The 18294-nt window shown below is 50.0% G+C and carries 17 protein-coding genes; 6 read left to right on the plus strand and 11 right to left on the minus strand.

Annotated elements, in window-relative coordinates:
- Window positions 1-5: 5 nt before the first annotated feature.
- Complete coding sequence (locus BUB16_RS11340; protein ID WP_073063996.1) at window positions 6-1331, minus strand: tetratricopeptide repeat protein; 1326 nt, start codon at window positions 1329-1331, stop codon at window positions 6-8.
- Window positions 1332-1481: 150 nt separating this feature from the next.
- Here BUB16_RS11340 and BUB16_RS11345 point away from each other — a divergent pair, with 150 nt between their 5' ends.
- Both BUB16_RS11345 and BUB16_RS11350 read left to right on the plus strand, forming a co-directional pair.
- The gene (locus tag BUB16_RS11345; RefSeq protein ID WP_073063999.1) at window positions 1482-2309 is read left to right on the plus strand and encodes an alpha/beta fold hydrolase; all 828 of its coding nucleotides are present in this window, start codon (window positions 1482-1484) and stop codon (window positions 2307-2309) included.
- Entirely contained in the window at window positions 2284-2661 is a 378-nt protein-coding gene (locus BUB16_RS11350; RefSeq protein WP_073064002.1) for a RidA family protein, read from the plus strand. Before BUB16_RS11345 ends, BUB16_RS11350 begins: the two co-directional genes overlap by 26 nt.
- A 10-nt stretch (window positions 2662-2671) precedes the next feature.
- Here the strand turns inward: BUB16_RS11350 and BUB16_RS11355 are convergent, their stop codons facing one another.
- From BUB16_RS11355 to rplU, 4 genes are all read right to left on the minus strand, one after another.
- Window positions 2672-4597, minus strand: coding sequence for a M23 family metallopeptidase (locus BUB16_RS11355; protein WP_073064006.1), 1926 nt, complete (start codon window positions 4595-4597; stop codon window positions 2672-2674).
- A 6-nt stretch (window positions 4598-4603) separates the two neighbouring features.
- Complete coding sequence (locus BUB16_RS11360; protein WP_073064007.1) at window positions 4604-5260, minus strand: fumarylacetoacetate hydrolase family protein; 657 nt, start codon at window positions 5258-5260, stop codon at window positions 4604-4606.
- Window positions 5261-5486: 226 nt separating this feature from the next.
- On the minus strand, window positions 5487-5744 hold the full coding sequence (gene rpmA / locus BUB16_RS11365) for a 50S ribosomal protein L27 (RefSeq protein ID WP_073064009.1): 258 nt from the start codon (window positions 5742-5744) through the stop codon (window positions 5487-5489).
- 15 nt (window positions 5745-5759) lie between these two features.
- Window positions 5760-6110 carry a 50S ribosomal protein L21 gene (gene rplU / locus BUB16_RS11370; protein ID WP_073064012.1) on the minus strand — a complete coding sequence of 117 codons (351 nt, stop codon included), beginning with the start codon at window positions 6108-6110 and terminating at the stop codon, window positions 5760-5762.
- A gap of 153 nt (window positions 6111-6263) precedes the next feature.
- Between rplU and BUB16_RS11375 the strand changes: the two genes are divergently transcribed.
- Both BUB16_RS11375 and BUB16_RS21790 read left to right on the plus strand, forming a co-directional pair.
- The gene (locus BUB16_RS11375; protein ID WP_139240285.1) at window positions 6264-6473 is read left to right on the plus strand and encodes a hypothetical protein; all 210 of its coding nucleotides are present in this window, start codon (window positions 6264-6266) and stop codon (window positions 6471-6473) included.
- 136 nt (window positions 6474-6609) lie between these two features.
- A complete protein-coding gene (locus BUB16_RS21790; protein WP_211483151.1) occupies window positions 6610-8682 on the plus strand; it encodes a peptidylprolyl isomerase in 2073 nt (690 codons plus the stop codon).
- Between the two features lie 93 nt (window positions 8683-8775).
- Here the strand turns inward: BUB16_RS21790 and BUB16_RS11385 are convergent, their stop codons facing one another.
- A complete protein-coding gene (locus BUB16_RS11385) occupies window positions 8776-9375 on the minus strand; it encodes a Dph6-related ATP pyrophosphatase (protein WP_073064016.1) in 600 nt (199 codons plus the stop codon).
- 268 nt (window positions 9376-9643) lie between these two features.
- On the opposite strand from BUB16_RS11385, the gene BUB16_RS11390 reads away from it, so the two are divergent.
- Together BUB16_RS11390 and BUB16_RS11400 are read left to right on the plus strand one after the other, a co-directional pair.
- Window positions 9644-10852: a 2'-deoxycytidine 5'-triphosphate deaminase gene (locus BUB16_RS11390; protein WP_073064018.1), complete on the plus strand. Its 1209-nt coding sequence runs from the start codon at window positions 9644-9646 to the stop codon at window positions 10850-10852.
- 278 nt (window positions 10853-11130) lie between these two features.
- Window positions 11131-11835, plus strand: coding sequence for an RsmE family RNA methyltransferase (locus BUB16_RS11400; protein ID WP_073064024.1), 705 nt, complete (start codon window positions 11131-11133; stop codon window positions 11833-11835).
- A gap of 141 nt (window positions 11836-11976) precedes the next feature.
- Here BUB16_RS11400 and BUB16_RS11405 read toward each other — a convergent pair whose 3' ends face one another.
- The 5 genes from BUB16_RS11405 to BUB16_RS21505 all read right to left on the minus strand — a co-directional run bounded on the left by BUB16_RS11405 (window position 11977) and on the right by BUB16_RS21505 (window position 18136).
- Complete coding sequence (locus tag BUB16_RS11405; protein ID WP_073064027.1) at window positions 11977-13875, minus strand: S41 family peptidase; 1899 nt, start codon at window positions 13873-13875, stop codon at window positions 11977-11979.
- A gap of 142 nt (window positions 13876-14017) precedes the next feature.
- Window positions 14018-15442: an ATP-dependent protease ATPase subunit HslU gene (gene hslU, locus BUB16_RS11410; RefSeq protein ID WP_073064030.1), complete on the minus strand. Its 1425-nt coding sequence runs from the start codon at window positions 15440-15442 to the stop codon at window positions 14018-14020.
- Window positions 15443-15453: 11 nt separating this feature from the next.
- On the minus strand, window positions 15454-16002 hold the full coding sequence (gene hslV / locus BUB16_RS11415) for an ATP-dependent protease subunit HslV (protein ID WP_073064034.1): 549 nt from the start codon (window positions 16000-16002) through the stop codon (window positions 15454-15456).
- Between the two features lie 51 nt (window positions 16003-16053).
- Window positions 16054-17805 carry an Rne/Rng family ribonuclease gene (locus BUB16_RS11420; protein ID WP_084088215.1) on the minus strand — a complete coding sequence of 584 codons (1752 nt, stop codon included), beginning with the start codon at window positions 17803-17805 and terminating at the stop codon, window positions 16054-16056.
- Window positions 17711-18136 (minus strand): hypothetical protein, encoded by a 426-nt coding sequence (locus BUB16_RS21505; protein WP_170864371.1) that lies wholly within the window; start codon window positions 18134-18136, stop codon window positions 17711-17713. The genes BUB16_RS11420 and BUB16_RS21505 overlap by 95 nt, the downstream gene beginning before the upstream one ends.
- Between the last annotated feature and the right edge of the window lie 158 nt (window positions 18137-18294).

Genomic DNA, 18294 nt, shown 5'->3' on the forward strand with positions numbered 1-18294 from the left:
GTATTTTATTGCATTCCGGCTTTTTTCATCGCCTCTTGTGCCTTTTCATCCATTCCCAAAGCAGTATAGATACTGAACAGGCTCTTCCAGTATCCCTGGTTATTGGGATCAATTTCAGCCGCTCTTTCATAATTATGCATTGCTTCTTTCAGAAACTTCTGCCCCTGTTTATCTAACTCGGCCGCTTTCTGGTTGTCCGTTGTTTGATTTCGCTGATCGAACAAGGCTTTGGCTTTATTCTGGTAAATGATGCCCAGTGTATTGTAAGCGGCATCATCATTGGGACGGTATTCGAGTACGGTATTCAGCTCTTCCTCGGCACGATCCGTCAGCTCGTCAATTCTGGATTGCAGCTGCCGGTTTTCCTGCTGAAGATTCTCGATTTGCTGCTGAATATTTTGTTTCTCGGAATCACTGCTGTTATTAATCTCTTGGCGGAGGTTGATAATTTCATTGGAGTTCGCCGAGAGGCTGTCCGTCAGGGTCAGGGCCTGTTGGTAAATTTGAGTCCCTAACACAAGATGATACTGCGGGTTTTCAGGCTCCTGTTCCACAAGTTTTTCGACGGTGGCAATCGCCTTTTCCGGTTCACCGACTCTCTGGTAGGCATCGGCCAGATTGGAAACAATTTCCTGATTGTCGGGGAACTGGTCGTGGGCCTTTTCAAGGCTGTTGACAACTTCCTGCTGGTTATCCAGCTGAAAATGATAGCTGGCCAGCTGGAGGTAATCATTGGCTTCCAGCGAGGTATCCTGGGCCATAGAGATGAACTTCTCTTTGGCGTTGGCCGCTTCCTCAAAACTTTGATTCATTGCGGCCACCTGTGAGAGTACATCCCAGGACAGGAGACTATCGGGCTGAATACTGGTGGCATTCTTAAGATGATACATGGATTGCTCGAGGGGGTTATCCACCGTTTGTTTCAGACTGTCGTCGGTGGCCAGTTCAACCGCGCGGTTATGTTCCGTCTGCCACAGAACATTTTTGACATCATCAATACGTTCAATCTCGCCGGGCACCTCTTCTGCGGTCTCAGCGACTTCCTTGGCTTCGGCGAATGCGGCATTCATTTCCTTGTACGTCTCAGCACGAGCCTGGGGGTCTTCCTCCGCCCCGGCCATCTCGCCTAACGCCACTCCCTTGTAGTAATATCCGATCGGATCTTGTGGATTCTGCTCTATAGATTTTTCTGCCGCGGCGAGTGCTTCCTCAAAATTTTGGCTTTCGATATTCGATTGTGCTTCATCAGCCAGGGGATTAGTACTTCCACAGCCGACTAAAATGCCGATAAGCAGTGTTAATAGTACGTGAGGTAATTTTTTTATTAACATGATAGTCTATTTCTGTTGTATTCAATATTAAAAATCCAGTAAGTGGAAGGGAAAGTAACCATATATCGTCCTTTCTGCAATATAATCAATTAGAAATTGTTATATTACGCATCTGTTTTCATTATTATTTTAATTGATCTGAGATAATGCATGTTTGGAACGAGTGACTTTAAGGTACATGAAAAGAACGGTTTTGAGTATTTACATATTTCAACCGAAGCATCCAATGCACAGAATCTTATTCTGCTTCATGGCATGTTTGGAGGATTAAGTAATTATGATCCCCTTCTTAAACAAATACAGGGATATAACATTTTTGTTCCTAAAATTCCGATTTATGAGCTGGGAATGAGAGAAATATCTATCAGCAGGCTGACGAAATGGCTGCGTTCTTTTTGTGAAGCCCTGGATATTAAAAATCCCGTCCTCCTGGGAAATTCGATGGGGGGGCACCTGGCACTGGATTACGCACAAAAATATCAGGATGATATCGCGGCACTTGTTTTGACAGGCAGCTCGGGACTCCTGGAGAAAGATTTCGGGTCTACCTTTCCGCGGCGCAAAGACCGGGATTTTATTCGGAAACAGGCGAACCTCACCTTTTACGAGGACCTGATTGATGATACGGTCATGGATGAGATCATGACGGTTGTCAAGTCTCCCTCCAAGCTTACCAATTTGCTGGCGCTTACCCGCGACACCCACTCTTATAACATGGAGGAACACTTGCCGAAGATTAAGCAAAAGGTACTGCTTGTCTGGGGCAGGCAGGATGAGATTACGCCTCCGAAGGTCGCTCACATGTTTTTGGACAAGCTGCCGGATGCCGAATTGCACTGGATTGACAAATGCGGACACGCTCCCATGATGGAACATCCGGAAAAGTTTGCATCCCTGTTAAAGGATTTTTTAATTCAACTTGAGAGTAACGCTAATTCCCCAAAAAGTCATTATGAAAAAGATCATCCACACCTCTGATGCCCCCGATGCCATCGGTCCCTATAGCCAGGCAGTCGTACACAACGATCTGGTATACTGTTCGGGACAGATCGGTCTGGAGCCTGAAAGCATGGAGTTTGCAGGTTCGGATGTAGCCTCGCAGACCATACAAGTAATGGAAAATTTAAAAGCGGTGCTGGAGGAGGCGGGTTCCGGCTTCGACAAGGTTATCAAATGCGGTATCTACCTTGACGATATGGATAACTTTGCGACCGTCAATGATATTTACGGCCGTTATTTTGACCAGCAACCTCCCGCACGCGAGACGGTAGCCGTTAAGACCCTTCCCAAAAACTGCAAGGTAGAAATCGGGTGCACGGCTTTTATATAAAAATCCCGTCCTATCTTCCCAGCTGGAAGGTTTCGCTGGTTTTGTTGCCCGTGCGATCATAGAGGGTGACCCGTATGTCCATCGTTGCTGTAGGAGTGAATTCGGGGTGATAATACGCCATACGCTGGTCCTCGGGCTCGTATTCGGCAAGCCCCCGCCGGTCGTTCACGCTGATTTCGGTCCGCTCATGATCAATGCCGGAAAGATTGTCTGTTACGCTAATATAAACCAGCCATTGTCCGTCGGGCCGCCGGTGCAGCCGGGGACGGCTGACTTCGGGAGCCGTGGTATCCCTGCGGCTGATAAAGGTTCCGAGCGTTCTGCTCTCCGCTATAATATGCTCCTCCGTAAAGCGTGTGGTAACCGGATACCAGTTGTCGTATCGTTTACTATACTTGTAAAAAGCCAACCCGGAGGTATCGGTCAACATGGAGTCTCGTTTTACACGCAACTCATAGGATTTGTCCACCGGATAGGCCTCGGGACCGACGGTAACCTTGATAGAATCGGGAGCAAAACGTTTGGAGGAGAGGGTCACCGACACCGTATCATAAAACGTATGCTCCGGAAAGAGCGCCATCGCCTGTCGGTTTACGGAGGTAATCAACCCTTTTTGTTCCGGCACCATCCGGTGAAAGATCGTGGGACTCATGCCGGGGATGTTCATGAAAAGATTATCCAGGGTCTTTAAATCTATGATGACCTCCTCGCGGTGCGAGCTAAGCCGCCAGGGATCGGGCGTGGCAACGGTAATCTCCCGGTAATCTTCTTCAGGGATCATCACCCAGTTGTCAAACCAGCGCCAGTCATTGATGTCGACTTCCCGTACTTTCTGGGGAGAGAATATCCGTGGCCGGTCAGTAAATCGCTCAGTAGCGCTTTCCTTTACCCTGAGGTTCACAACGGCAGTACTTTGATTGCCAAAAAAATCTGTGGCCCTTATGGTGACCGCATGTTCGCCGGGCGGCAGGTAAAGCCGTCCCTGCTGCCGGTTCGTTCTGTAGAAGGGGAGGGTATTACCGTCGGCCACAAAAAGCCGCTGATAGGCTTTGCCGTGGTCCCGGAGCAGCGGGTAGACCCGGTCGATGAACATCTGGTGCGTCTCGGCATAAGAGAAACTGTCAACCCTGGAATAGAAACGCTCTCGCCCGTTTACCGACAGAGAAAGCTCATAGACAGCATAGGCGTTGGATATGCCGTTGGACTGATCGTACACATCCAGGCCGAGTCCCACGGCACCGCTCACCTCTATGGTGCCGAAATGGAACGTTCCGTTTTGCCGGTGCGGGTTGCGCGTGTAGACCTGTTTCATCCCCTCAATGGTGGACTGGGGGGACAGCGGTTCCACGGAGAGGCCCGATATGGTGGGAGAAATATTATCCTGCACCGTGAGATTGGTTTGCAGGGGATTGAAGGGACTGTGGTCGGGCCGGCGAAGCTCAAAATGCAGGTGAGGCGGACCGATGCCGGAGGCCCCGCTGTAGGCGATCACATCCCCCTGTTGTACCCGGATATGCTGATCTTCCACGACCCGGTCGAAGGAGGGAGTAAAATCTTCGGCAAAACGGATGGAGTCGGCAAACTGCTGCAGCTCCTCGTTGAAGCTCATCAGGTGGGCGTAAATGGAGTAAGATCCGTCATCATGTTTCAGGTAGATCACCTTGCCATAGCCAGTAGGGCTTACGGCAATGCGGTGGAGGATCCCGTCACGCGTCGCATATATTTCGTATCCCCGTTGTCCCCAGGTCTTGATGTCCAGGGCCGCATGGAAATGGCGGGAGCGCGTTTCAGCGAACGTTGAGGTCAGGTGATGGCTGGCATTGGTCGGCCAAAGATAGGTGGCATCGGCCGGATCAAAGGTCCGTCCGGATTGCGCGATAAGCATATCGACCGGCAGCAGCATGCCGACAGCAAGGAGCAAAACGAGTATCCTCATAATAATCTATGCTACCTCTATGGTTAAATGAGCCAGCGTCGGATCCAGAGCTGCTTCAATATGATCACCGGAGCGCAGGGGAGAAACCCCCTCCGGGGTACCGGTAAAAATGAGGTCGCCCGGACGCAGGGTAAAAATGGTTGAGAGATATCGGATGAGATCCGCTACCGGGAAAATCATCAGCCGGGTATTGGACTGCTGCCGCTTCCTGTCGTTTACGGTCAGTGACAGCCCCAGATCCTGAGGATCCGGCACCCGGTCGCCTGGAACAAAGGTACTGATCGGAGCAAAAGTATCAAAACCTTTGGCGACCGACCACGGATGTCCTTTTTGTTTGGCCCGGGCCTGGATATCCCGGGCGGTCACATCAATTCCCACGCCGTAGCCGCCCACATGAGAAAGCGCTTCGTCCCCGGGTATATCTTTGCCTCCTTTTTGGAGAGCGACGACGAGCTCAACTTCGTGGTGGACTTCATTGCTTTGAGGGGGCAGCAGAATCGGCCCTTCAAAGGTGATACTGCTTGCGGGCTTGAGAAAGACCATGGGCTGGTCGGGCACATCATTGTCAAGCTCGCGGGCGTGCGCTACATAGTTGCGGCCGATACAAAAGATCGATCCGATATTCAAGTGGGGGAGTCCGGGCAGTTGTTTTTGTTCTTCCATAGGAGGGAATATAAAAAAGCCCCGGTCTCAATGGAAACCAGGGCTTTAAATATCTTGTAAAAGACTTTGTAAAACCGTTCTTTTGGCTGATTTCTGCATTTTTGCGCATCCAAAGTCCTAATACGCTTTATATGCCGTGGTTTTGAATGCGCTCCAGGCTGTGATATTTACTAATATTCCTGGTTTTTTAACGCCTTTCGCAGAAAATGAACTTATGCTATGCTTGTTACGCTACGGGCTCAACGTTCACGTACTTGCGTCCGCCGGAACGCACGCGGAAGGTTACTTGTCCGTCTTCTTTGGCAAAGAGGGTATCATCCTTGCCGCGCCCCACGTTTTCACCGGGATGAAATTTGGTGCCCCGCTGACGAACAATGATGTGACCGGCGCGGACTTTTTCTCCCCCGTATTTTTTTACACCGAGCCGCTTCGATATCGAGTCGCGGCCGTTCTTTGTTGAACCTTGTCCTTTCTTATGTGCCATAACTGTCTGAAATTTTTATTCTTCTTCGGATGAGGGTTGCTCTTCAGAATCTGAAGCAACCGAAATCGTATTAATTTCGATCTGTGACATCGGTTGCCGATGCCCGCGTTTTACCTGATAACCTTTGCGTCGTTTCTTTTTAAAAACAATAACCTTGTCCGACTTGACATTGTCGAGCAGGGTCGCTTCAACAGTAGCTCCTTCAACAGCGGGCTTACCGACCGTCACCTTGCCGTCATCGTTAATGAGCATTACCCGATCGAACGTAAGGGCCTGATCGACTTCATCACTTTGTTTATCTACAAACAGGACATCGCCTTCGGAAACGCGATACTGATGCCCACCTATTTCTACAACTGCGTACATCTAATTGATTATTTAGCGTTATAACTATTCCTTTTCGATAGATCCCAAATATAAGCGTTTAGACGCTGAAAGCAAAGCAAAAAATTAGATGAACAAAAGAGTCAAAAGTGGTATGTTGCAGGGTCGAGGAATATTAACGGAAGCAAAGGCACAATGGCTAACAGATTACCGAATTTGCACGAACAGGCTTTTATGTTTAAAAATACCAAACGCTTGCAGCGTGACGGGGGACGTGCGTGGATCAAGGATTCGCAGCTTTATGAGGCAAGGAAAGACGCCAACGGCCGGTTAAATACCATCCATGATAAAAAGGATGAGGAGCGGGTCGAGGAAGCGGAGCCCCGGGAAAAACCATCTATCTGATTTTGTAAATAAACGGCATTTATTTTCAGTAAAAGGCGTTGCCAAATCCGTATGTCCCTGATTCGGGGGGATTCGGGAACAGAACAGGCTTTTACAATGGCCGCCGTTATCAATATTATAAGTTAATCTGCATTTCATGCGATATATCAGGCTTCGGGCGTGGATTCTTTTTGCCGTATTGGTCATAACCGTTATTCTGATGCTGAAATGGTCCTCAGAGAGCGGTGAAACGTATATAAGTGCTTCTCCCATCGTCGATACTACGATCACCAATACTTATCCCGGGCTTTACGAGGCCCTGTACCGGCGGGATGCCGGCGATATAAGACCCTATCTTTCGCACGAAAGCGATACGGTTCGCAATCAGGCCTGGCGGGCCCTGGCAACCACGCCTGTGGATAGCCTGGCCCCATTCATTGAGCTGGCGGCGCAACAGGGCACGGATACGGGCTGGTTTGCCCTCAGTACTCACGAAATGAGCGGTCAACAGCTCAGAGCGCTGGAACAGCGGTGGGAGGAGCAGCCCGAACAGCGAGCAGGCATCGCCCGCGTACTGGGTCGGCAGGGAGACCGGCAGAGCCTGAATATCCTGCTTTCGTCCCTCGAAGAGGATATCACAGAGAACGAGCACTATGCTCTTGCGCTGAGCAGGCTGATCATGCGGCATGAAATAACGGAAGATATCCAGATAAAGATTCTTCAGAAAGCCTTTGGCGCCAATCGGGATAATGTGAGGCAGGCCTATCTCTACGGGTGGTACCGGGGGCCCGAAAACGCGCTTACTTCCCCCGCCAAAGATACACTCCTGAGCCGGTGGAGGGAGCAGGGACTGGGTATAAGCCGGGTGCTGGATCAGTACGGCAGTAAAATTTTACCGGAGCGGACCTATACCGTAACGAATTTTTATAATGGAGAACGGGATCTCGAGCACCGGGTACAGCTTGCCATTGAATTGGCAAAATCGCTCGACAAGCTCGACATGAACAGCGATAATGCACTGGCCGCGAGAATTTTGCTGGTTCACCCGAACGCCCACGTGAAGAAGCAAACGTTGCAAAGTATTGCCGGTAAAATGAAGAAGGGAGGGAATTTGCATTCCTATATTACCGGGTCGATGATTCCCGATACGCTTTCTTCGGGAGGCGTGTGGTTGGAAGCTTTGCGGGCTGCAGGGTCAGTGGACAGCTCCATTGTTCGTGAGCATGCGGACCGGATTGAACGGGTGGTTGAATCAAATCCCTATCTGATGCCCCGGAAGCTGGCCCTCTACCGGTCCATGCAATCCGCCGATGAATATTTGCAGGAGGTCAGGAAAATTGTAGACCGGGGGGATACGCTTTTTGTGATGTATGCAATGAAAAGCCTGACCGATTTCTGGGAAGATTTGCCGGAACAGGAGAAGACAGGGGAGAGGATCCGGCAGCTCCGGGAGATCACGTTCGATGCCCTTGACCTGCGGGACCGGGGCGTAGCTTACCTGACCGGGCCACTGTTAGAGCAGGAGGACCTGTTCAGGTCAGATGATTTCGAGCGGATCAACCGGGCGCTGGAGGACTTCTCGCTGCCGGGGGACATCGAAGTGTACCAGCAGTTTGGCGCGCTGTATAAGGAGCGTTTTGAACAGCAGGCTCAGCCGGTTATTGATTCCCTGGCGGATTTACAGTATGCCCCGTTGAATCGATTTCTGGATGACACGGGATGGCAGGTAGAGGTGGAAACCCCCGAAAAAGAAGGAGGGACTTATTTGAGAACGCCCGACTGGGAGCGCCTGTGGGAGCTGGGTGCGCACCCCGAGTGGACGCTGTATACCGAGAAGGGCAATATTGTCATCCGGATGGACCCGCTCAAAGCTCCGGCCACCGTTTCGGCTATCGACAGTTTAAGCAGGACGGGAGCCTACGAGAACGTTCCCTTTCACCGGGTCGTCCCTGATTTTGTGATCCAGGGCGGGGATATTGAACGGCGGGACGGTTTTGGGGGACCCGGGTTCATGCTGCCGACCGAAACCGCCGAATCGGGTTTTGTCCGCGGAACAGCCGGCATCGCCAGTGCGGGCAGGGATACCGAAGGCAGCCAGTATTTCATGATGCACCAATGGTCACCGCACCTCAACGGCCGTTATACCCGGTTTGGGAAAGTGGTCGAAGGCATGGACGTGGTGGATCGCATAGAGGTTGGGGACAAAGTGCTGTCGACTTCCTGGTATTAAGGTACAAAAGTACTTTTTTCGTCTATTTTTTGGTGACAAAAAATGGACAACTCTTTCTTGGGTCAAGCCAAAAGGGACAGAAACAATATTTCTTTAAGGGTTCTCTTCGTTGAGCTCCCGGAAGGTCACTTTGGTATGAAACTCGCCCTGTTCGCCCATGGGGTCGATCTCTTCAGGCAGGTGCTGGAGCTGCACGACAAAGGACTGGTCGAATGGTTCCCCCACGCGGATGAATGACTGGTACTGCTCCCGGACCGCGCTGATCGTCACGTCGACGGGGTTGAGCTGAAGCACCGGCAGCAGTTCATGAATGTTTTTCTCCCAAATGGGAAACAGGCAATTATATCCCATTTCACCGAAAACCTCTTCCCGCCACCGGCGGATGTCCCGCAGGTGCCAGTCTCCGAAGATAAGGGATTCGACGGGAACGGATTGCGTTTTCAGGGCCCGTTCCACTTCCTCAAGATACTTTTCATTCGGGCAGGCGGAGGGCAGAGGCACCCGGATCAGTTCCACTTCCAGGCTCGCCGCTTGCCTGCGGATATGGGAAATCGGAATCAGCTGGTGCGGTACCATATCCGTCTCTTCTTCATAGGTAGTGAGCAGGCGAAGTTCCCGGCCGGGATGTTCCTGCCGGTAAAACCGGAGTGCTAAATACGCATCCTTGCCGCCGCTCCAAAAAAGAATATCCATAGAAAACAATCACTCCGATACCGGGAATCCGGAAGTCAGAATTAATTCCTCTTATTATCTGTATTCTGGCTTCTGAATTCCTATATTTATACGCAGTTTGAATTGACACTAAAGATAACATTTTCCCTTGTCATGAGTAAACGAATGTATTGATTCGCAAAGTTGAGAACATACGGGCCGGTCGGCGACGGTACCGGTCAGGTATGCCCCTATCATAATTTAATCCGGACTCTTTTCAATAAGCACAAAAATTAATAGTTAACGTCAGATGAGCAGCGACCCACAAGAAGTATATTTGCGAACCAAGGGCATCTTACCCATTCAAAAACTGCGGGTGCTGTCCAGGGCCGGCATCATTCAGTCTGCCCCGGGTTATCCCATCGAGGATGACCAGTTTCAGCCCAATTCCATCGACCTGCGGCTGGGAGAGAAAGCCTACCGCGTACGCTGCAGCTTTTTACCCGAGGAGGAGACGGTCGGGGATAAGCTGGACAAAATGAGCCAGTATGAAATTCCGATTACAGAGGGAGCCATCCTGGAGCCCAACTGCGTGTATATTATACCGCTGCTGGAAGAGCTGCAGCTGCCTTCGCACATTTCTCCACAGAAAACCCTGTTTAATGAGTCGGAAGAAGGCACCAGCTACCGGATTATATCGGGGGAGCACCTGTCGGCAAAAGCCAATCCCAAAAGTACTACGGGACGCCTGGATGTGTTTACCCGTGTTATAACGGATTATTCTCATCGCTTTGAGGAGATACGTTCCGGTTATAAAGGCAAGTTATACCTGGAGGTGGTACCCAAATCCTTTCCGATCCGCGTGAAGACGGGCCACCGCCTCAATCAGCTCCGGCTGCGCCACGGTTACACGGTGCTTTCCGACCAGGATATCCTGCGCACACACAGCTCCAACCCGTTGTTGTTTAAAGAAAATGGTCGCACCGTGCCCGTAGATGACCTGAAAGTGAATGGCGGACTCTTCCTGAGTGTCAATCTACATGGTAAAAAAGGACAGATTGTTGGCTACAAGGCCAAAAAACACCGGAATTTTATCGACCTGGATAAGATAAATCACTATGAGGTTTCCGAATTCTGGGAGCCGATATATGCCCAGCAGGATGACTACCTCATCCTGGAACCGGAGGCATTCTATATTTTTGCCTCCAAAGAGCGTTGCCGCATTCCTGAACACCTCGCTGCCGAGATGATTGCCTATGATACCGGTTCCGGAGAGCTGCGCACGCACTACGCCGGTTTTTTCGACAGCGGTTTCGGGGGCAGGATAAAGGACAAGGGGGCACGAGCCGTACTTGAAGTCCGCTCGCACGATGTGCCTTTTTTGATAGAAGACGGTCAGACGTTCTGCAGCATGAAATTTGAACCGAATGCTGAAGTCCCCGAAACTATTTACGGAGAGGATATAAAAAGCAATTACCAGGGACAGGAGTTAAAATTAGGTAAACATTTCAAGCAATAATAAGAACCATGTCGCCGGGTAGAATAAACAGATGTATCTGTCACAACAGGATGTTTGCGGAAATTAAGCGATACTCGCGGGAACATAACATAACTTCCGTTCATGAATTGCAGGAGATCGGTTTTTGCAGCACCAATTGCGGACTGTGCATCCCCTATATCAAAGCTATGTTAGAGACCGCAGAAACGGAATTTATACCCGGAAATGCTAACCAAACAACGGCTGATGCTGCTGAATAAAGGAAACGGATAACTTACAACTGCACAATATTCAGGCTGATGAATATTTTTTATGCCCCACCATCTCAGATTCACCACAACTTCGCCGAGCTTACCGGCCAGGAGGCCACCCACGCCTCAAAAGTGTTGCGTGTCCGGGAAGGCGACCGGCTGGTGGTGGTAGACGGACAGGGCGGCCGTTATGAGGGACCGGTGGAGCGTATCAGCGAAACGTCCCTGCAGGTCAGGCTGGAAGAGCGGCAGCAGGTTTCGGCCCCCGCCCCGGAGCTTATTTTGGGGATGGGTATTATAAAAAAAAGGGACCGCCTGGAATTTGCGGTGGAAAAAGCAGTGGAGCTTGGCGCAAGGCATATCGCCCTTTTCAGAAGTGAACACACCATCAAGAAGAATGTGCGAACAGACCGGTTGGAGTCCATTGCACTTTCTGCGATGAAGCAGAGCTTGCGCAGCTGGCTGCCCGAAATTTCAGTATTCCTTTCTGTGGAGGAAGTGATCGAGCGTTTTTCGGATGTGCCGTGCCTGATGGCTCACGAAAAAGTGAGCAGTGATACCGGCGGGGGAAACGAAGCCGCTTCCGTTGCGGATAAAGAAGATCGGCTGTTGCTACTGGTGGGACCCGAAGGCGGATTTTCACCCACAGAAGCGGAGAGAGCGCAAGAAGAAGGGGCGCGCCTGGTTTCCCTTGGCGCTTACCGGTTGCGCGCTGAAACGGCTGTGGTGGCGTTTATGAGCCGGTTTTTATGAAGATGGGGGGGGATAAAAACCGGTAACTATGTGACCTCCCGGAACGCCGAATTCACGGAGAAAAATCCGCGGCACAGGCCGAGCGCGGTAGATCCGGGCGATAGAATTACAGAATAGCGGGCGTACCCGGAGGCTGAATTGTTATTGTTCCCCTTCGGCCATCCTGGTATGGTTCGCCGCGTATTCTTTCAGCTGTCTGACCTCATCCCACATATTCATCGACTTCTCAATGGCGTTGTCAAAGACATCATTAATGACCGGGAAATACTTCTTTTGTCCCCACACCTGCAGAGCCAACCTCGCTTTCATCACTCCGCCGGGCATCCAGGAAACCTCTTCCCAGTGTCCCTCCGGAATGTATAACGTATCGGCTTTGAAATCCGGTTCGGTAAGCGTATCGCTGTTGCTTACGACCAAATTATTTTCTTTAAGCATGTTGAAAACCCGGTTCATATCTTCTTCAGACCACTGGAATTCCTCGCGGAAACGCTCATAATCATCCTCCCACTTCGTGCGGAAGGCATCGCCATGATCATCCAGGTACTCCCGTACATAATCAAATCCGATCCCTTTACGCTGCATGTAATTAAAAACGGCCGCCGACTGTGAGGTATCTTCCTGTACAATATGATCGGGTACAATCCCTCCGCCGCCATAGACGGTACGGCCGGCGTCAGTTGAAAATTTCAGGGTGTCGGAAACATGAGATACAAATTCTGATACGTCCCCTTCGGCATCCGCTTCCCGCTTATAGATTTCGTAGGCGTATTCCTCTCCACCTTTTTTGGAATAAGGCTTCTGAATAAGGCGCCCCGAAGGCGTATAATATTTGGAAATCGTCACGCGAATTTTGCTTGAGTCGATCAGCTCATACTGTTGCTGAACCAGACCTTTGCCGAAGGTGCGCTGACCTACGATCAGGCCCCGGTCATGATCCTGGATAGCTCCGCTCACGATTTCGCTGGCAGAGGCTGATCCCTTGTTGACCAGCGTAATGACCGGCAGATCTTTATATTCGCCATCCCTGCGCGAAAAGTAGGCGCTGGTAAAGCGGGTATGACGGCTTTTTGTTGAAACGATTTTAGTACCTTTGGGAAAAAATTCTTCAGAAATGGCAATTGCCTGTCCCAGGTAGCCGCCGGGATTGCCCCGGAGGTCAAGCACAATACGTTCCATCCCCTTTTCTTCGAGTCCCCGCATCGCGTCCATGAATTCTTCATGGGTGGTTGCCGCGAAACGGTTGATTTTGACATAACCCGTCCGGTCGTCCAGCATATAGGAAGTGTCGACCGTATAAAGGGGAATGTCATCCCGCGTGATGGTATATTCGAGCAATTCATTGACATGAGGCCGCTTGATGGTGACATCCACCTCAGAGCCTTTCGGGCCGCGCAGCGTGTTGACTACTTGTTCTCTTGAAAAGCCAACAGAGGTACTGTCATTAATACCTATAATACGGTCTCCGGACCGGATGCCCAGCTGGTCACTGGGTCCCCCGGCTATAGCCGTAATGACGGTAATGGTGTCGTCAATAACATCAAACTGTATGCCGACTCCCTGGAATTTACCGGCAAACTCGTCTTCTATGGCATCACTGGTTTTGGGCTCTATATAGATAGAGTGGGGGTCGAGCGACCGGAACATGCCCTCGAGCGCATCTTCGGTCCGGCTGGTCATATTCACATTGGGATAAGTTTCAGCCATATAACGATAAGCTTCTTCAAAGAGCTTAATTGATTCTCCGAGATCCTCAACCTTATTTAAGTCGGTGAAAGAGGTATCCAGCGGGGTATTGGCAAGATTGATCGTGCTGTCGGGGAGATTGGAAACCAGTCCCCGGATACTGCTCTTGTAAAGGTTTGTGACATCTACCGGATCGACATAATTATCGATAATACGTTGCTGGGCCTGCACATATTTTTTCAGGTTTTTCTGGTCCTTATCACCATCTTTGACTACGGTTTCAACTCCCGCAAGCCAAAAAATAGAAAGTGCGAGGAGAATCGCAACATTGGGAGCTAAGAGTTTTTTTGCGCTCATAATGACTCGAATTTTATCGTTTTATTAGCTGTGATATCTTTCTAACGTACCTTAGGCGAATTAATTACCCATTTTTTAACATCCACAGTTGTTTAACGCCGGGCCACGGTAAGTTAGTAAATAATTAGAAACAGTAGCAATATTATAAGATATATTGACTTAAATCTTTATCCTTAACAAGATTATCCAGCTGTTTGTTCACATATTCCCGGTCAATCGTGATCTCACCGGAGCTGATATCGTCGGGAATAGCAAACAGAAGCTCATCAAGCAGCGACGATAAAATAGTGTGCAGGCGCCGGGCGCCGATATTTTCCACCCGTTGGTTTACCTGGGCGGCTATGGCTGCCACTTCCCTGATAGCGTCGGTCGTGAATTCCACGTCTACGCCCTCGGAAGCCAGCATAGCCTGATACTGCTTCGTCAGGGCATTTTTGGGTTTGGTGAGAATATCAAAAAAGTCTTCTTCCGTGAGCGAGTTCAGTTCAACCCGTATAGGGAAGCGCCCCTGTAGTTCCGGGATAAGGTCCGAAGGTTTCGATACGTGAAAAGCGCCGGAGCCGATAAACAGGATATGATCGGTTTTGACCATCCCGTGTTTGGTGGAAATGTTACTGCCTTCGACAATGGGAAGCATATCGCGCTGAACGCCCTGCCGGCTGACATCGGGTCCCCCGCCGCCTTTGCCGTTACCGGAAGAAGATTCAGCTACCTTGTCAATTTCATCAATAAACACAATGCCGTGTTTCTGGACGCGCTCAAGGGCTTCCTGGACGGCCGCATCGTGGTCGATCAGTTTTTCGGCCTCCTCTTCTAACAGCAGCTCCCGGGCTTCTTCAATAGTCACATTACGCTTGGATTTCTGTCCCCCGCCCAGGTTTCCCAGCATATCCTGCAGGTTAATGCCCATCTCTTCCATCCCGCCCTGGGGACCGAAGACCTGCATCATCGGGGCTTTGCTGGATTTGCTGACCTCCACTTCGATTTTGCGATCTTCCAGCTCGCCATTGCGCAGTTTTTCGCGAAATTTTTCGCGCGTGCGCTTGTTCAGCTCCTCATCGGAGGCCTGTTCGGGATTAAAGTTCTTGTCTTCATTCTGAAAACCGGCCGAATCGTTGCCCGGCTGCTTGACCGGGGGAATGAGTATGTCCAGGATACGATCTTCCACAATCTCTTTGGCTTCTTCCTTGACCCGTTCCTGCATCTCTGTCTTTACCAGATTGACCGATATGTCGGTCAGGTCACGGATCATCGACTCTACATCGCGGCCCACGTAGCCTACTTCCGTAAACTTGCTGGCTTCCACTTTAATAAAGGGAGCATCCGCCAGCTTGGCCAGGCGCCGGGCAATTTCGGTTTTACCGACGCCGGTGGGACCTATAAGAAGGATATTGTTGGGGAGAATTTCATCCCGTATTTCTTCATCGGCATTCATGCGCCGCCAGCGATTACGCAGGGCAATCGATACCGAGCGCTTGGCTTCATCCTGGCCGATAATATACTTGTCCAGTTCAGCTACAATCTGCCGGGGTGTTAAACTTTTATGTTGTTGTATAACCTGTTGCATGGTACTTGTTTCTACTCTTCTAATTCTAAAATACTCAAATTGTGATTCGTATATATACAGATATCCGCAGCAATATGAAGCGACTTTTCAGCAATCTCGCGGGCTGACAGTTCCGGAGCACTTTCTTTCAGGGCCCGGGCGGCGGCCAGGGCATAGGACCCGCCGCTGCCGATCGTCAGGATCTTGTCGTCAGGCTCAATGACATCACCCTGGCCGGATATCAGCAGGGCCTTCTCTTTGCTCATGACGATCAGCAGGGCCTCCAGCTTGCGGAGGAATTTATCACTGCGCCACTCTTTGGCCATCTCAACGGCGGCGCGCTGCAAATTACCGTTATACTGTTCTAATTTTTCCTCGTATTTTTCAAATAATGTAAAAGCATCGGCCGTTGAACCGGCAAAACCGGCCGCAATTTTTCCCTCGTAAAGGTGACGCACTTTATTAACCGTAGCCTTCATGACGGTATCATCCATGGTAGCCTGTCCGTCGCCGGCAATAGCCGCCTCACCGTTATGGATAATCCCCACAACGGTCGTTGCTTTTAAATCAGTTATGCTCATAGTAAAGTCGCTCGTTCAGTTTCTGTGAAAAAGGATGTTTTACGATCAGCCCTAATTTTTGTAATACTTCGAATTCGATCGCTCTGAGCGAGTTGGCCGGGGCTTGCGGGTATCTTTCTTTTTTTCACCGTTGGGACCTTTTTTATAATAGTCGAGGTTTTTCCGTCGCTCTTTGGCTGCGGCCAGCTCTTCATCTTCTCTGGCTTTTGCTATAATCTCATCGATATCTTTTTCCTGCATTACCACATCGGTGATATCTATATCGGAACCTGCAATGGTTGCCTTGTACTCATTCAGGGAGATCGTTTCATCTGGCACAAGCGAAATTTTTACCCAGTAGCGGAGCATCCATTTCCATTTAATGCTCATGAATCCTTTTTCAAGGTACGACTTAAGATAAGGATTTATATAGATATCCACAGCGCGGTAGTCCGTCGTGGTGCGGAATTTGCTGAGCCAGGCATCCAGATCGGCAATGATCGTATTTTGAGTCACTACGCTGCCCGAACCGCCGCAGGTGGGACAAACTTTTGAGACCGAATTAACCACACTCGGACGAATCCGCTGGCGGGTAATCTGTACGAGCCCGAAGTCGCTCATGCCAATTACATTGGTTTTGGCGGGATCCTTCTTGAACTCTTTTTTGAGCTCATCATAAATTTTCTTGCGGTTCTTACCCTTGCGCAGGTCAATAAAATCGACGACGATAATACCGCCGATGTCGCGCAGGCGAAGCTGTTTGGCCACTTCACGGGCTGCTTCGAGGTTTGTTTTCAGCGAGTTGTCCTCCTGTCGCTCCTTGGCGGCATAGGGGCCGGAGTTGACATCCACCACATACATCGCCTCCGTTTGTTCGAATATGAGGTACCCGCCCGAAGGCATCCGCACGCGGGGACTGAAAATAGAATCCACATCCTTGGCCACCTTCATAAAGTCAAAGATATGTTCGCGTCCCTTGTACAGCTCCACATTGGGAATCATCTGCGGGGCCACCTGACTGACGTACGACTTAATCTGCTTAAACATGTCAGGGTCGTCGACCAGCACCCGGTCGTACTGTTTCGCAAAAAGATCGCGAACCAGACTCTCGGTCATATCGAGGTCTTTGTAGAGCAGGGCAGGGGGTTTGGCCGTTTCCAGCTGTTCCAGAATGCGCTCCCATTTTTTGAGCACATTCCTCATATCGTCTTCAATGGCCTCCTTGTCCTTCCCCTTGGCCACCGTACGAATAATCACGCCAAAGCCGTCGGGAACCATAGAACCAACCACGCTTTTGAGGCGCCGCCGCTCCTTATAGTTGTTGATCTTCCGCGATACCGCGATATACTCCCCCATCGGGATAAGCACGAGGAAGCGTCCCGCTACCGTGATATCGGTAGAAACACGGGGACCTTTTGACCCGATGGGCTCTTTAACGATTTGAACCAGCAGCTGCTGACCGGGACGCAAAATCTTGCCGGCCCACTTCTGCTTTTCGTAGTTCGATATTTTGTCGAAGTTTGTTTTTTTCAGTTCTCCCCGGACGTTCTTGTGAATCGCGTTCTTGCCGTTGAGCATCTGAACATACTCTTTCAGATGATCGCCGGCATCGGAGAAGTGCAGAAAAGCGTCTTTCGGCGTACCCATGTCGATAAAAGCGGCACGAATACCGCTCATCACTTTGTGGACCTTCGCCAGATAAATATTGCCAACCGTGCGCTGGTTTTCCTCAGACTCTATAAAAAGTTGGGCAAGTTCGCCGTTTTCCAGCAATGCGATCCGGGTTTGCTTTCCCGAAGCGTGAATAATGATTTGATTTTTCATTGAAATACTCGTCTTTCACACCGTTGCTGTACTCCGGACGTTTAACCCTGATCAAATGTTCAATCGGCATCATCATAGATAAAGCAATCTTAAATTTCATACGTTTCAGCGGGAGTTCAGCAACCGCTACATTATAATTCCTGTTAGGATAAAAAATAGGTTGTACAGATCGTTGTTGTTGATATTCAGAAAAGGGGTCGACTTGCAGAGCATCATCACAAGCATCCAGAGAAGTCAAATACTTCGCTGTTTGGTATAATGATACAAGAAAAAGCCTTGCTAAAGCGTCAAAAAAAGATAATAATACTTGTGCGTTTGACAATGTCTGCAAATAAAACCTGAAATTGTTTAGTAAATCCTGAATAACATTATCTTAATATACAAGTTCACAGACACTAATGTAAGCGCTAACCCGGATTATTCACAAAAGGTTTAAATAGGACGACGCTCCGGCTCCGCTTACTCTCCTCAGCAAAATTTATTAGGCCG

The organism is Fodinibius roseus (genome assembly GCF_900129315.1).
In the GTDB taxonomy this organism is placed as follows: Bacteria; Bacteroidota; Rhodothermia; order Balneolales; family Balneolaceae; genus Fodinibius; species Fodinibius roseus.

Coding starts and splice junctions, on each gene's coding strand:
- BUB16_RS11340 (WP_073063996.1), bottom strand. CDS start 1,331: ATGTTAATAAAAAAATTACCTCACGTACTATTAACACTGCTTATCGGC.
- BUB16_RS11345 (WP_073063999.1), top strand. CDS start 1,482: ATGTTTGGAACGAGTGACTTTAAGGTACATGAAAAGAACGGTTTTGAG.
- BUB16_RS11350 (WP_073064002.1), top strand. CDS start 2,284: ATGAAAAAGATCATCCACACCTCTGATGCCCCCGATGCCATCGGTCCC.
- BUB16_RS11355 (WP_073064006.1), bottom strand. CDS start 4,597: ATGAGGATACTCGTTTTGCTCCTTGCTGTCGGCATGCTGCTGCCGGTC.
- BUB16_RS11360 (WP_073064007.1), bottom strand. CDS start 5,260: ATGGAAGAACAAAAACAACTGCCCGGACTCCCCCACTTGAATATCGGA.
- rpmA (WP_073064009.1), bottom strand. CDS start 5,744: ATGGCACATAAGAAAGGACAAGGTTCAACAAAGAACGGCCGCGACTCG.
- rplU (WP_073064012.1), bottom strand. CDS start 6,110: ATGTACGCAGTTGTAGAAATAGGTGGGCATCAGTATCGCGTTTCCGAA.
- BUB16_RS11375 (WP_139240285.1), top strand. CDS start 6,264: ATGGCTAACAGATTACCGAATTTGCACGAACAGGCTTTTATGTTTAAA.
- BUB16_RS21790 (WP_211483151.1), top strand. CDS start 6,610: ATGCGATATATCAGGCTTCGGGCGTGGATTCTTTTTGCCGTATTGGTC.
- BUB16_RS11385 (WP_073064016.1), bottom strand. CDS start 9,375: ATGGATATTCTTTTTTGGAGCGGCGGCAAGGATGCGTATTTAGCACTC.
- BUB16_RS11390 (WP_073064018.1), top strand. CDS start 9,644: ATGAGCAGCGACCCACAAGAAGTATATTTGCGAACCAAGGGCATCTTA.
- BUB16_RS11400 (WP_073064024.1), top strand. CDS start 11,131: ATGAATATTTTTTATGCCCCACCATCTCAGATTCACCACAACTTCGCC.
- BUB16_RS11405 (WP_073064027.1), bottom strand. CDS start 13,875: ATGAGCGCAAAAAAACTCTTAGCTCCCAATGTTGCGATTCTCCTCGCA.
- hslU (WP_073064030.1), bottom strand. CDS start 15,442: ATGCAACAGGTTATACAACAACATAAAAGTTTAACACCCCGGCAGATT.
- hslV (WP_073064034.1), bottom strand. CDS start 16,002: ATGAGCATAACTGATTTAAAAGCAACGACCGTTGTGGGGATTATCCAT.
- BUB16_RS11420 (WP_084088215.1), bottom strand. CDS start 17,805: ATGAAAAATCAAATCATTATTCACGCTTCGGGAAAGCAAACCCGGATC.